11 protein-coding genes are annotated in these 12,986 nt (G+C 61.9%); 8 read left to right on the top strand and 3 right to left on the bottom strand.

Translation table 11 applies throughout. The annotated features are described in order from the left end of the window. Nucleotides 1-861: 861 nt before the first annotated feature. The 3 genes from rpsT to mutM all read right to left on the bottom strand — a co-directional run bounded on the left by rpsT (nucleotide 862) and on the right by mutM (nucleotide 3,008). Nucleotides 862-1,140 carry a 30S ribosomal protein S20 gene (gene rpsT, locus AB8B33_RS24335; RefSeq protein ID WP_113324735.1) on the bottom strand — a complete coding sequence of 93 codons (279 nt, stop codon included), beginning with the start codon at nucleotides 1,138-1,140 and terminating at the stop codon, nucleotides 862-864. A gap of 194 nt (nucleotides 1,141-1,334) precedes the next feature. Then, on the bottom strand, nucleotides 1,335-2,108 hold the full coding sequence (locus AB8B33_RS24330; protein WP_037100845.1) for an enoyl-CoA hydratase: 774 nt from the start codon (nucleotides 2,106-2,108) through the stop codon (nucleotides 1,335-1,337). Between the two features lie 9 nt (nucleotides 2,109-2,117). Then, nucleotides 2,118-3,008 (bottom strand): bifunctional DNA-formamidopyrimidine glycosylase/DNA-(apurinic or apyrimidinic site) lyase, encoded by an 891-nt coding sequence (mutM, locus tag AB8B33_RS24325; protein ID WP_113324737.1) that lies wholly within the window; start codon nucleotides 3,006-3,008, stop codon nucleotides 2,118-2,120. Nucleotides 3,009-3,161: 153 nt separating this feature from the next. Between mutM and ubiE the strand changes: the two genes are divergently transcribed. From ubiE to AB8B33_RS24285, 8 genes are all read left to right on the top strand, one after another. Further along, nucleotides 3,162-3,938, top strand: a complete 777-nt coding sequence (ubiE, locus tag AB8B33_RS24320; protein ID WP_439017165.1) for a bifunctional demethylmenaquinone methyltransferase/2-methoxy-6-polyprenyl-1,4-benzoquinol methylase UbiE — start codon at nucleotides 3,162-3,164, stop codon at nucleotides 3,936-3,938. A 5-nt stretch (nucleotides 3,939-3,943) separates the two neighbouring features. Next, a complete protein-coding gene (ubiB, locus tag AB8B33_RS24315; RefSeq protein ID WP_113324739.1) occupies nucleotides 3,944-5,518 on the top strand; it encodes a 2-polyprenylphenol 6-hydroxylase in 1,575 nt (524 codons plus the stop codon). 92 nt (nucleotides 5,519-5,610) lie between these two features. Continuing rightward, a complete protein-coding gene (locus AB8B33_RS24310; protein ID WP_113182162.1) occupies nucleotides 5,611-7,194 on the top strand; it encodes an aromatic amino acid lyase in 1,584 nt (527 codons plus the stop codon). A 27-nt stretch (nucleotides 7,195-7,221) separates the two neighbouring features. Then, a complete protein-coding gene (locus AB8B33_RS24305; RefSeq protein ID WP_439017164.1) occupies nucleotides 7,222-8,589 on the top strand; it encodes a dihydroorotase in 1,368 nt (455 codons plus the stop codon). Continuing rightward, entirely contained in the window at nucleotides 8,586-9,866 is a 1,281-nt protein-coding gene (locus AB8B33_RS24300; RefSeq protein WP_439017163.1) for a Zn-dependent hydrolase, read from the top strand. The genes AB8B33_RS24305 and AB8B33_RS24300 overlap by 4 nt, the downstream gene beginning before the upstream one ends. After that, the gene (locus AB8B33_RS24295; RefSeq protein WP_439017162.1) at nucleotides 9,847-10,944 is read left to right on the top strand and encodes a DUF917 domain-containing protein; all 1,098 of its coding nucleotides are present in this window, start codon (nucleotides 9,847-9,849) and stop codon (nucleotides 10,942-10,944) included. The genes AB8B33_RS24300 and AB8B33_RS24295 overlap by 20 nt, the downstream gene beginning before the upstream one ends. A gap of 3 nt (nucleotides 10,945-10,947) precedes the next feature. Continuing rightward, a complete protein-coding gene (locus tag AB8B33_RS24290) occupies nucleotides 10,948-11,277 on the top strand; it encodes a TfoX/Sxy family protein (RefSeq protein ID WP_310379502.1) in 330 nt (109 codons plus the stop codon). Between the two features lie 47 nt (nucleotides 11,278-11,324). Further along, complete coding sequence (locus AB8B33_RS24285) at nucleotides 11,325-12,986, top strand: urocanate hydratase (RefSeq protein ID WP_439017161.1); 1,662 nt, start codon at nucleotides 11,325-11,327, stop codon at nucleotides 12,984-12,986.

The raw sequence follows: 12,986 nt of genomic DNA, 5'->3' as shown, positions 1-12,986 counted from the left end.
AATGCCGCCTTTCATTTCCTCGGGCGGTCATTCGTTGACAGCCGCCCGATCATTCCCCGCTTTGACAAAGCCGGCGGCATCTTCATGAGCCGCTCTCGCATGCCGGTTCACTCAAACACTGTCCCTTTTGGGACTGACAAAGAAACCCTGCGGTGGTCGCGGTCATGCGACAACCGTCTCAAGGCCTCTATGTCAGGCTGGCGGCCGATCCTCGTTTTTCGCCCGCAAGCCCGAACGCAATGCTACACTTTCCCCTGCCCTTCTCCTGGCCTCACGCAAAACGTGTGGCCGCGGAGCGCACAAAACGTCCCCGTCCCGTGACAGCCACGTCACGGTACAATGCCGTCGAGTGCGTGAGAAAACGGAAGCTGTCCGCTCCGTTGCAAATGACACAGAGCCATCATCCTGCCGACTTGGCAGTTTGGACTGACTTCTGCAGGTGATGTCCGCGCCCTTTGCTGGACGCCATTTAGGCAGGATCAAAAGGCAAGATCAACGATGAATTTTACGCAAAATTAAGACGCGGCCATTGACTCCGGCGGGGCCTTTAGGGCGTCACACCAACGTCAAAAAAGAATCGCTTTTGAATCAAGGAGATTCCCCGACCGGGTTATTTTGGACACGCATAAAAAGAAAAAAGAAAAAATCTTCTTGACTCATTTGAGGCTACGGGTTGCGTGACCAGAGTCGCAAGCCTTAAAAAGATCCTTGCGTAAGCTATTGTTTTAAAACAATTTTTCCTGTCATGCCCCTGACACGAAATCGTCGCAGGATTAACCATACCCACGGCGGGCGGCGGAATCGAAAAAGCCCGGTAAAATTACCGGGCTAATCATAACGAGCAATTCGTTAATGAGATATTTAGGCGTTCGCAGAAGCCGAAAGGGCCTTCACACGAGCAGCGAGGCGCGAGACCTTGCGGGATGCCGTGTTGGCATGCACGACGCCCTTGCTTGCGGCGCGCGCCAGCTCGGGCTCAGCGGCGATGAAGGCTTCCTTTGCCTTGGCGGCATCACCAGCGGCGAGTGCCTCTTCGACCTGGCGAACGTAGGTACGAACGCGCGAACGGCGAGCCTTGTTGACTGCGGTGCGGCGTGCGATCTTGCGGGTCGCCTTTTTCGCCGAAGTTGTATTGGCCATGGATGCCTCTCTCAAGAATTCGAACAAAACTCCGCCATTGCCGCGCTGGCCCTGCGGCCACTCAATTCAGCAATGCGGGAGCATTAGCGGAAAACCTGAGCGGCTTTCCGAACCGTGGGCGGGCATATAACGCTAAAGCCGCGCCACGTCAACGCGCATTTTCAAGGAAAAGCCCCTTTCCCGCCGCCGCCCGCTCACCTGTTCTTGAAGGCCGGTTTGCGCTTCTCGATGAAGGCGGCCATGCCCTCTTTCTGGTCCTCGGTCGCAAAGAGGCTCTGGAACAGACGGCGCTCGAAACGCAGGCCCTCTTCCAGCGTCGTCTCGAAGGCGCGGCTGACCGCCTCCTTGGCCATCAGCACCGAGGGGTGCGACAGCGATGCGATCTTGGTAGCGGCCTCCATCGCTTCGTCCAAAAGCCGCTCAGGGGCCACCACACGCGAAACGAGTCCCGCGCGCTCGGCTTCCGCCGCATCCATCATCCGGCCGGTCAGGATCAGGTCCATCGCCTTGGCCTTGCCGACCGCCCGCGTCAGGCGCTGCGAGCCGCCGATGCCAGGAATGACGCCGAGTGTGATCTCCGGCTGGCCGAACTTTGCAGTCTCGGAAGCGATGATGAAGTCGCAGAGCATGGCAAGCTCGCACCCACCACCGAGCGCAAAGCCGCTGACGGCGGCGATGATCGGCTTGCGGGCCTTGGCGATCTCGTCCCAGCCGCTGATGAAATCGCTCTTATAGACTTCGGCGAAATCGAGCGGCTGCATTTCCTTGATATCGGCGCCGGCGGCAAAGGCTCGCTCGGAACCGGTCAGCACGATCGCGCCGATGGCATCATCCGCATGAAAGGCCGCATAGGCCAATTTCAATTCCTTGAGCACGGTCGAATTCAAGGCGTTCAGCGCCTGCGGCCGGTTCAGTGTGATCAGGCCGACATTGCCGCGGGTTTCGACAACAAGAGTTTCATAGGCCATGGCGCTCTCCTATTTCTGGCAGGTGGCGCAATAGAAGGTGGAACGGCCAGCCTGCACGATGCGCGAGACCGTACCGCCACAGCCCGGCGTGCGGCAAGCAAGACCTTCGCGATCATAGACGGAAAAGGAATGCTGGAAGTAGCCGAGCGAGCCATCCGTCTGGATATGGTCGCGCAGCGACGATCCGCCGGCGGCGATCGCATCGGCGATGACATCGCGGATGGAGGTCACAAGCAGGTTCAGCGCCTGCTTCGGCTTGCCCGTCTTCGTCACCAGCGTGCCGGCAGCGCGCACGGGCGACAGATGCGCCCGCCACAATGCCTCGCAGACATATATATTGCCGAGCCCGGCGATGGTCTTCTGGTCCAGGAGCGCGCTCTTTAGTGGCTGGGCCTTGCCGGCGAAACGCTCGGCCAGATAGGCGGCTGACAGTTCGTTGCCGGTCGGCTCCGGCCCCAGGCCGAACAGGAAAGGGTTGGCATCGAGCTCGGAACGGTCGGCAATATCCATGAAGCCGAAGCGGCGCGGGTCATTGTAGATAACGCGGCGCGGGCCACCCTCGCCGTCCAGATGGAAGATGGCGTGATCGTGTTTCTCGTCCTTGGAGCGCTCGTGGTGAAAATCGCCCGGCGTGGCAGTCAGTGGCCCCTGTTCGATCCGGAAGGAGCCGGACATGCCGAGATGGGAAATAATCGTCTTGCCGCTGTCGAGATCAATGAGCAGGTACTTGGCGCGCCGTCCGAGGCCGATGATCTTGCGGCCGGACACCTGCTGCTCGAAATCCTGAGGAAAGGGAAACCGCAGGTCGCCGCGGCGCAATTCCAGCCTCTGAATGCGCGCGCCTTCCATTGCCGGCGTCAGGCCACGCTTCACGGTTTCGACTTCTGGCAATTCCGGCATCTTAACCCATCTATATCTAACGTGTTTCAACCGCCCGCGATGTGCGCTATAGCGCCAACGTGCCGCGGGCGGACCGTGGCCCACAGATAGCGCCGCAGCCACGCTTTCGCTATGGTCGCCGCGCCGAATTCTTGATGTGAACGGAGTAGCTTGATGTCAGACAGCCGGACCTCCGCCGATGGCGGCATGGAAACGTCCTACGGCTTCCGCGAAGTGCCGACCGGTGAAAAGCAGGGCCTCGTCAACGAGGTCTTCCACAAGGTCGCCAAACGCTACGACATCATGAACGACGTCATGTCCATGGGCATGCATCGCGCCTGGAAGGATGCGATGATTACGGCGCTGAACCCTCGCAAGGAGCCGGGCTACAAGGTGCTCGACGTGGCCGGTGGCACTGGCGACATCGCCTTCCGCATCGTTGAAGCCTCGAACCGCCAGGCACATGCGACCGTGCTCGACATCAACGGCTCGATGCTTGGCGTCGGCGCCGAGCGGGCGGAAAAGAAGAAGCTTTCGGACAATCTTACCTTCGTGGAAGCCAATGCCGAGGACCTTCCTTTCGAGGCAAACAGCTTCGATGCCTATACGATCGCCTTCGGCATCCGCAACGTGCCGCGGATCGAGGTGGCGCTCTCGGAAGCCTATCGCGTCTTGAAACGCGGTGGCCGTCTATTAGTGCTCGAATTTTCGGAAGTGGAACTGCCGCTTCTCGACAAGGTCTATGAGGCCTGGTCGTTCAATGCCATTCCGAAGTTCGGCAAGGCGATCACCGGTGATGCCGAGCCTTACCAGTATCTCGTGGAATCGATCCGCAAGTTCCCGAACCAGGAGAATTTCGCGGCGATGATCCGCACCGCCGGCTTCTCGCGCGTTACCTATACCAATTATACCGGCGGCATAGCAGCGCTGCATTCCGGCTGGAAGCTCTGATCCGCATGAGTGCTTTCGGGGCATATTTCAGGCTCGTAAGGGTCGGCTGGATTTTGGTGCGTGAAGGCGTCATTTCGGCGCTGCCTTCGGAAGGCCTGCCGCCATCCGTGAGCCTGGCAAAATCCTTTGTCGGCATGTTTGCGCGCAATCGCAGCAAGTATCAGAAGCGCAGCGACCGGCTGGCGCAGGCCGTCGAGCGGCTTGGTCCATCCTATGTGAAGATCGGCCAGTTCCTTGCGACGCGCCCTGATGTCGTCGGCGTCGAGTTTGCCGACGACCTGTCACAGCTTCAGGACCGGATGGCCTTTTTCCCGGCGGCAGCCGCCAAGGCCAATATCGAAGGCTCGCTCGGGCGATCGATCACTGATCTCTACGCGAGCTTCGGCGATCCGATTGCAGCGGCCTCCATTGCGCAGGTGCATCCAGCCGAGGTCGATACGCCGACAGGACCCAAGAAGGTCGCCGTAAAGGTCGTGCGGCCCGGTGTCCGGGCGCGGTTTGCCCATGATATCGAGGCGATGTATCTCGTCGCAAATATGCAGGAACGCTTCATGCCGGCCAGCCGACGCCTGCGGCCGGTCGAGGTGACGAAAACCCTGGAACAGACCACCAAGGTAGAGATGGACCTGCGCCTTGAGGCGGCTGCCCTTTCTGAGATTGCCGAGAATACCGAAAAGGATCCTGGCTTCCGCGTGCCGAAGGTTGACTGGGAGCGCACCGGCCGCGACGTCATCACCATGGAGTGGATCGACGGCGTCAAAATGTCCGATGTCGAAGGGCTGCGGGCTGCCGGCCACGATCTCAATGAGCTTGCGGACACGCTGATCCAGTCATTCCTGCGCCATACGCTGCGCGACGGCTTCTTCCATGCCGACATGCATCCGGGCAACCTCTTCGTCGATTCCGACGGCATGATCGTCGCTGTCGACATGGGCATTGTCGGGCGTCTCGGGAAGAAGGAGCGCCGCTTCCTTGCCGAAATCCTCTACGGCTTCATCACCCGCGACTATATCCGGGTGGCGGAAGTGCATTTTGAGGCGGGCTATGTGCCCGGTCACCACAATGTCGAGAGTTTTGCCCAGGCGATCCGGGCGATCGGCGAACCGATCCACGGTCAGCCTGCCGAGACGATCTCGATGGGCAAGCTGCTGACGCTGCTTTTCGAGGTCACCGAACTTTTCGACATGCAGACGCGGCCCGAGCTCGTCATGCTGCAGAAGACGATGGTCGTCGTCGAAGGCGTCTCGCGCATGCTCAATCCGCGCTTCAACATGTGGAAGGCGTCCGAGCCGGTCGTCGGCGACTGGATCAAGAACAATCTCGGCCCCAAGCGCATCGTCACCGATCTCAAGGATGGGCTGAAGGCGGCCGTGAAGCTCGCAGAAGCCGCGCCCGAAATCGCCGCCCAGACAGAAAAGTTCCACCATCAGCTTCTGCATATGATCGAACACGGGTTGCGCTTCGATGAGCAGACGGCCGAGGCCATCGGCAAGGCGGAAGCACGCCACAACCGCTCGGCCAAAGCGGCCCTCTGGATCATTGCGCTCACGCTTCTTTATATTGCCTGGATACTGAGCTGATCGGGAAGCAACAAAAGCATGATGTGTTCGGCATTTGGGATATCCCGCCAGACGTGAGGCTCGCTTAGTCTCGCCTCCATGGAGATGAGCACATGAAGCATGAACGCCCCGGAATCGAACTGAGCGGCCAGCCCTTCAGCTTTGCCGAGATGATGAGGATCGGCTCCGGCAAGGTTGCGCTTTCGGCCTCGGAGATCGGTATGCAGCGCGTGAAGATCGCGCGTTCGATCGTCGAGGATGCCATCGAATCCGGCATGCCGGTTTACGGCGCGACCACGGGCGTGGGCGCCATGAAGGATGTCGAATGGTCGCCCGAAGATCTCGAGGTCTTCAATCTCGGCCTCGTGCGCGCCCACCACTTCGGCACCGGCACACCTTTTTCCTGCAATGTCGTGCGTAATGCCATGGCGATGCGCGTCAACACGGCGCTGACCGGACAGGTCGGCTGCACGCCCGATCTCATCGACGCCTATATGCGCATGCTGAAGGCAGATCTCATTCCGGTCGTGCGCCGCACCGGCTCGATCGGCTGCGCCGATATCGGCCTGATGGGCCAGATCGGCGCAGTGCTGACGGGCGTCGGCGAGGCGATCTATCGCGGCAACCGCATGCAGGCCGCTGAAGCCTTCCAGGCCGCCGGCATGGAGCCGGTGAGGATGGCGCCGCGCGACAGCCTCGCCTCGCTCAGCGTCAACGCCGTCAGTTTTGCCGCCGCCGCCGAAACGACACGCAATGCCGCCGCATCAATCCGTGTGCTGCTGGCAACCGGCATGATGGCCTCAGGTGCGCTTGGCGCATCGCGCGATCCCTGGCGGGCCGTGCGCCATGTCGGCACCGCACGAGAGGCGCTGATCGGCGCCTGGCTATGCAATGCTTCTGACGAATGGGAATGGCCGGTCGCGACCCACGTGCAAGATGCGCTGAGTCTCCGCATGATCGCCCAAGTCTTTGGTGCCGTTATCGAGAACCTGCTTTCGACGGGCCATAAGATTCTCGCCGCCACCGGCCGCTCCGACGACAATCCCGTCGTCGTCGAGGGACGGGTGATGACATCTGGCGGATCGCTGCCGCTCGACGTGACCATCCTGCTGGAATCGGCGGCACTCTGCATGGCGCATGCAGCGCGCAACGCCTTCAACCGCTGTGTCCTGCTCGGCAACGGGCAGCGGCGCGGCCTGCCGGTCAATCTCGTGCCTCCGGGCCGCATCGCGACCGGCTTCGGACCAATCATCAAGCTTGCGGGCGAAATCTTTTCGCGCGTACTCTCCATGTCGAACCCGGTTTCGGCGCAATCGCTCGTCGTTGCGGCGGGCCTTGAGGACGAGGCAGCCTTCCTGCCACTCGTCATCGAACGCTTCGACCGGCAGATGCGGGCGCTGAAGCGTCTCGCCGCACTGGAAGCCCTGCTTTCGGCACAAGCGATCGATATTATCGGCGATACGCCGAAGGGCGTTGCTGGCATGCTCTATGAGGTCGTGCGCAAACATGCGGCCTTCTATACGGTCGACCGGCCGCTTTCGGCCGAGGTCGAGGCGATCGAAGAGGAACTCGGCTCGGATGCGTTCCTCTCCAAGCTGATCGAGCAGGTACCGATTGCCTCCTTCGACGATTTCTTTGCACTTGGGTCGCTCGAGCGCATCGAGGAACGGCTGACGCGGGAACCGGCCATCATCTGAATTTCGACCTATCGAGGGAGACGCGGCATGGATTTCGATCTCGTTCTGCAGGGCACGGTGGTGCTGCCGGAGCGCATTGTCGAGGGCGGGTATGTCGCCGTTTACGACGGAAAGATCGCCGAAGTCGGTATCGGCGTTCCGCCTGCGGCCAAAGAACGGCATATGCTCGGCAAGGCACTGATCCTGCCGGGCGCCATCGATGCTCAGGTCCACTCGCTCTCCCAGAAGGACCAGGAGGATTTCATCTGGTCGACGCGCTCGGCAGCAGCCGGTGGCGTCACCACCATCGTTGATATGCCTTATGATGAGGGCAATCTCGTCTGCTCGGCTGCTGCGGTGAAGAAGAAGGTCAATCATGCCGGCCCGCAGGCGCGGGTCGATTTCGCACTTTACGGTACCGTCGATCCCGAAGAAGGTGCTGCCCGCATCGCCGAGATGGTGGAGGCAGGCGTTGCCGCCTTCAAGTTCTCGACCTTCGGCACCGACCCCAAACGTTTCCCGCGCATTCCGCCCGCCCTGCTCGACGCCTGCTTTGCGGCCATCGCCCCGACCGGGCTAACGGCCGGCGTGCACAACGAGGATGACGAGGCGGTCCGCACCTATATGGAACAGGTGAAGGCAAGCGGCGTTACCGACTGGCGCGCCCATGGCCTGTCGCGCCCGCCGATCACCGAGCTGCTTGCCATGCACACGATCTTCGAGACCGGCGCCAATACCGGCTGCCCGTCCCATGTCGTGCATTGCTCGCTCGGGCGCGGTTACGACATCGCGCGGGCCTATCGCCGCGACGGCTTCGAAGCGACCGTGGAATGCTGCATTCATTACCTGACGCTCGATGAAGAAAACGATGTGAAGCGGCTCGGCGGCAAGGCGAAGATCAATCCGCCGGTGCGGCCGCGCGCCGAAGTGGAGACGCTCTGGCGCAAGGTCGCCGAAGGCAATGTCTGGCTGGTGTCGACCGATCACGTGAGCTGGTCGGAAAACCGCAAGACCAATCCCGACATGCTGGCGAATGCATCAGGTGTTCCGGGTCTGGAAGTCATGGTGCCGCTTTTCGTCAAGGGCGCGCTGGAACGTGGCATCCCCCTGACTTGGGCAGCGAAGCTTATGGCCGAAAATCCGGCGAAGCACTTCCGTCTCGACCATATCAAGGGCGCACTGACGCCGGGCAAGGATGCCGACATCGTCGTGCTGGAGCCGAAAGAGACGGTCTATGATGCTTCGGCCAGCGGCAACAATGTCGTTGGCTGGAGTCCCTACAATGGAATCCGCCTGCCGTGGACGGTTTCGGCCGCCTGGCTGCGGGGAGAGAAGATCACCGAGGAGGCCAAGGTTCTGGCCGAGCCCGGCGCCGGCCGCTTCGTGCGCCCGCTTGCGCGACAGGTGCTGGCATGAGCCGCAACCTGCCCGTCAACGCCGGCCGGATCTCCGCCGATATCGAAGCCCTCTCCACCATCACCGAGCCGGGGCATCCCTGGACGCGACGGGCTTTTTCGCCGCTCTTCCTTGAAGGCCGCGCCTATCTGGAGGCGCGCATGCAGGCGATCGGTTTGGAGACCCGCATCGACGCGTCAGGCAATCTGATCGGCCGGCGCGAAGGCGCAAAACCGGGCTCCGGCATCATCATGCTTGGCTCGCATTCCGACACTGTGCCCGACGGCGGGCGTTTCGACGGCATTGCCGGCGTTGCGGCGGCACTCGAAGTTGCGCGGGCGCTGCGCGAACAGGAGATCCATCTCGACCATGATCTGGAGATCGTCGATTTCCTGGCCGAGGAGGTCAGCATTTTCGGCGTTTCCTGCATCGGCAGCCGTGGCATGACCGGCCAATTGCCGCAAGCATGGCTCTCTCGCACAGTCGAAGGTCGCGATCTCGCCGAAGCGATTGCCGAGGTCGGCGGATCGCCGGGTGTGCTTACTCATGAGAACAAGCCCGATATTGCCGGTTTTCTGGAACTGCATATCGAGCAAGGTCCTGTGCTTGAAAACGAGCGCAAGGATATAGGCATCGTCACGGCGATCTCGGGCATCACCCGCATCGAAATCACCGTCGAGGGTCGGGCCGACCATGCCGGCACGACGCCGATGGATACGCGTGCCGATGCGCTGGTTGCCGCTTCGCAGATCGTGCTCGATATCCGCAATGCCGCAAACGAGCTTGCCAAGACGCCCGGCCATTTTGCAGCGACCGTCGGCGAATTCCGCATCGAGCCGAATGCCGCCAATGTCGTGCCGTCGCGTGTCGTGTTGCTGATCGACGGGCGGGCCGAAATCCGCGCCGACATGGAAGCCTTCTGCCGCTGGCTGGACGGCCATACGGAAAAGCTCGCTCTGGCCTTTGGCGTGACGATCGCGCCCCCGAACCGCATCTCCGACAATTTTCCGACACCGAGCGACAAGGGCCTGCTCTCGACTCTGGAACGGGCCTGCGAGACTGTCGGCGCCAAACACCGCTTCATGGCCTCGGGTGCGGGTCACGATACGGCCTGGATCGCCCGCGTGGCGCCGGCTGCGATGATCTTCGTGCCTTGCCGGGAAGGCCGCAGCCACTCCCCGGATGAATGGGCTGAAAATGACGACATAGCGCTCGGGGCGGCCGTGCTTTTCGAGGCGGTGCGCGAGATGGACAGGACACTTACGACGGAGAAGGATAATGGGACGCATACTGGTTGAGAAGGACGTGGAAGCCGCCATCAAGGGCGGTTCCGTCTATGCCGCCGGCGGTGGTGGCTGGGCCGATCACGGCCGCATGCTCGGTTATGCCGCCGTTAATGTCGGCAAGCCCGAACTCGTCTCCATTGAGGAACTCGGCGACAACGACTGGATCGCGACGGCCGCGGCTATCGGCGCACCGGCCTCGACCACGCCCTGGGAAATGCAGGGCATCGACTATGTGAAAGCCGTGCAGCTTCTGCAGGAGGCGCTCGGCGAAAAGCTCTCCGGTCTCATCATCGGCCAGAACGGCAAATCCTCGACACTGAACGGCTGGCTGCCTTCGGCCATCCTCGGCACCAAGGTCGTGGATGCCGTCGGCGATATCCGCGCCCATCCGACCGGCGACATGGGATCGATCGGCATGGCAGGGTCGCCGGAACAGATGATCCAGACCGCCGTTGGCGGCAACCGGGCTGAAAACCGCTATATCGAGCTGGTCGTCAAAGGCGCGACGGCGAAGATCTCGCCGGTGCTGCGGGCGGCGGCCGACCAGTCCGGTGGCTTCATTGCCAGCTGCCGCAATCCGCTGCGCGCCTCCTATGTCCGCAAGAATGCCGCGCTCGGCGGCATCTCGATGGCGCTGAAGCTCGGCGAAGCGATCATTGAAGCGGAAAAGAAAGGCGGATCGGCGATCATCGATGCGATCTGCAAGACGACGGGCGGCCATATCCTCGCCGAGGGTACAATCACCGAGAAGGATGTGGTCTATACCAAGGAGGCCTTCGACATCGGCACGATCACGGTCGGCGCCGGTGACAAGGCCGTGACCCTGCATGTGATGAACGAATATATGGCGGTCGACGATGCCGACGGCAGGCGCGTCGCAACCTTCCCCGCCGTCATCACCACGCTTTCCGAGGAGGGCGAGCCGCTCTCCGTCGGGCAGCTCAAGGGTGGCATGCATGTGTTTATCCTGCACGTGCCGAAGGACATCATTCCGCTGTCGGCCAGCGTGCTCGATCCGACCGTCTATCCGTCTGTCGAAAAGGCGATGGGCATCGAGATAGCACGCTATGCACTGGAGATGAGGGCCTGAGCCATGGCGCGCGATCCCGGCCTGGAAGAACTGATGCGCGAGGAACTCGGCGACCGACCGGGGCTTACCGAAAAATCCATGTTCGGCGGCTGGGCCTTTATGCTCAACGGCAACCTGCTCTGCTGCGCGCGTCAGGATGGCATGTTGCTGCGTCTCGGCAAGGGAAATGACGATTGGGCACTGGCTCTGCCGGGCGTGATCCAGATGCTGTCGGGCGAGCGGATCATGCATGGTTGGGTGCGGGCCAATGCCGATATCTATGGCGACGATGCCATGCGGCGGCGGCTCATCGACGCCGCACTTGCCTATGTGGGGCCGATGCCTGCCAAGTGAATGAACCGGTGCGCTTGCGCCGATGACGAAAAGACGAGGAACCCAAGATGCCGAAGGCCAATCCACGCCATCCGAAATTTCCAATTCCCGGTGGGCCGGAGCTGCGCGCCAAGGGCTGGCGGCAGGAAGCGCTGCTGCGGCTTCTGGAAAACGTGCTCTCGGTCGGTGAAGACCCCGACAATCTCGTGGTCTATGCTGCGCTCGGCAAGGCAGCGCGCAACTGGCCGGCGCATCGCGGCATCGTCAAGGCACTCACTGAAATGGACGACGACCAGACGCTGCTCATCCAGTCCGGCAAGCCGATCGGTCTCGTGAAGACCCATGCCAAGGCGCCGCTCGTCATCATGGCGAACTGCAACATCGTCGGCCAGTGGGCGAAGGCCGAGGTCTTCTACGAGCTGCAGCGCAAGGGCCTGATCTGCTGGGGCGGTCTGACCGCTGGCGCCTGGCAATATATCGGCAGCCAGGGCGTCATTCAGGGTACCTATGAGATCTTCATGCGCATTGCCGAGCGCCGTTTCGGTGGCGACCTTCATGGCCGTTTCGTGCTGACGGCCGGGCTTGGCGGCATGGGCGGCGCGCAGCCGCTTGCTGGCCGCATGGCGGGGGCAGCGATCCTCTGCATCGACATCGATCCGGAACGCGCCCGCAAGCGCCAGCAGATCGGTTACCTGCAGGAGATTGCACCCGATCTCGACAGCGCGCTTGCGATGATCGATGCCGCGGTCAAGGAAAAGCGGGCACTCTCCGTCGGTCTCGTCGGCAATGCGGCCGAGATCTATCCGGAAATTGCCCGGCGCGGCATCGTGCCCGATGTCGTCACCGACCAGACCTCGGCGCATGATCTCGTCTATGGCTATGTACCGAAGGGCATGAGTATCGATCAGGTGAAGGGCCTGCGCGATGACGGCCAGGGCCAGCTGATGGCCGCCAGCCGCGCCTCGATCGTCGAACATGTCACCGCGATGCTGGAATTCCAGAAGCGCGGTGCCGAGGTCTTCGACAACGGCAATCTCATCCGCACCCAGGCGCGCGAGGGCGGCGTTGCCAATGCCTTCGACATTCCGATCTTCACGGAAGCCTATCTGCGACCGCTCTTTGCCCGTGCCATCGGCCCGTTCCGGTGGATGGCACTTTCGGGCGAGGAGAGCGATATCGCCCGCATCGACGATCTGCTGCTCGAGATGTTTCCTGACAACAAGATCATCACCAACTGGATCCGGCTGGCGCGCGAGCATATTCCCTTCGAGGGGTTGCCTGCACGTATCGCCTGGCTCGGCCACGGCGAGCGAACGGCGCTGGCGCGGCGAGTCAACGAGCTGGTCGCCAATGGCGAGCTCAAGGGTCCGGTCGCCTTCTCGCGCGACCATCTCGATGCTGGCGCCATGGCGCATCCGAACATCATGACCGAGCGGATGAAGGATGGTTCGGATGCCATCGCCGACTGGCCGCTCATCGATGCGATGATGCTCTGCTCCTCAATGGCCGATCTCGTCGTCGTCCATTCCGGCGGCGGCGGTTACGCCGGTTACATGACGAGCTGCGGTGTCACGGTCGTGGCCGACGGCTCGGAAGCCGCCGACGAGCGCTTAGACCATGCGCTGACCAACGATACGGCGCTCGGCGTCATGCGTTATGCCGATGCCGGTTATGACGAAGCGCTGGACGAAGTGGCAAAGAAGGACGTGCCCTATATCCGGCTTGGCTGA

The sequence above is a fragment of the Rhizobium sp. 768_B6_N1_8 genome, assembly GCF_051811225.1.
Taxonomy (GTDB): domain Bacteria; phylum Pseudomonadota; class Alphaproteobacteria; order Rhizobiales; family Rhizobiaceae; genus Rhizobium.
The sequence above is the reverse complement of the archived record's forward strand: the minus strand, read 5'-3'. Positions and strand labels throughout refer to the sequence as shown.

Coding starts and splice junctions, on each gene's coding strand:
- rpsT (WP_113324735.1), bottom strand. CDS start 1,140: ATGGCCAATACAACTTCGGCGAAAAAGGCGACCCGCAAGATCGCACGC.
- AB8B33_RS24330 (WP_037100845.1), bottom strand. CDS start 2,108: ATGGCCTATGAAACTCTTGTTGTCGAAACCCGCGGCAATGTCGGCCTG.
- mutM (WP_113324737.1), bottom strand. CDS start 3,008: ATGCCGGAATTGCCAGAAGTCGAAACCGTGAAGCGTGGCCTGACGCCG.
- ubiE (WP_439017165.1), top strand. CDS start 3,162: ATGTCAGACAGCCGGACCTCCGCCGATGGCGGCATGGAAACGTCCTAC.
- ubiB (WP_113324739.1), top strand. CDS start 3,944: ATGAGTGCTTTCGGGGCATATTTCAGGCTCGTAAGGGTCGGCTGGATT.
- AB8B33_RS24310 (WP_113182162.1), top strand. CDS start 5,611: ATGAAGCATGAACGCCCCGGAATCGAACTGAGCGGCCAGCCCTTCAGC.
- AB8B33_RS24305 (WP_439017164.1), top strand. CDS start 7,222: ATGGATTTCGATCTCGTTCTGCAGGGCACGGTGGTGCTGCCGGAGCGC.
- AB8B33_RS24300 (WP_439017163.1), top strand. CDS start 8,586: ATGAGCCGCAACCTGCCCGTCAACGCCGGCCGGATCTCCGCCGATATC.
- AB8B33_RS24295 (WP_439017162.1), top strand. CDS start 9,847: ATGGGACGCATACTGGTTGAGAAGGACGTGGAAGCCGCCATCAAGGGC.
- AB8B33_RS24290 (WP_310379502.1), top strand. CDS start 10,948: ATGGCGCGCGATCCCGGCCTGGAAGAACTGATGCGCGAGGAACTCGGC.
- AB8B33_RS24285 (WP_439017161.1), top strand. CDS start 11,325: ATGCCGAAGGCCAATCCACGCCATCCGAAATTTCCAATTCCCGGTGGG.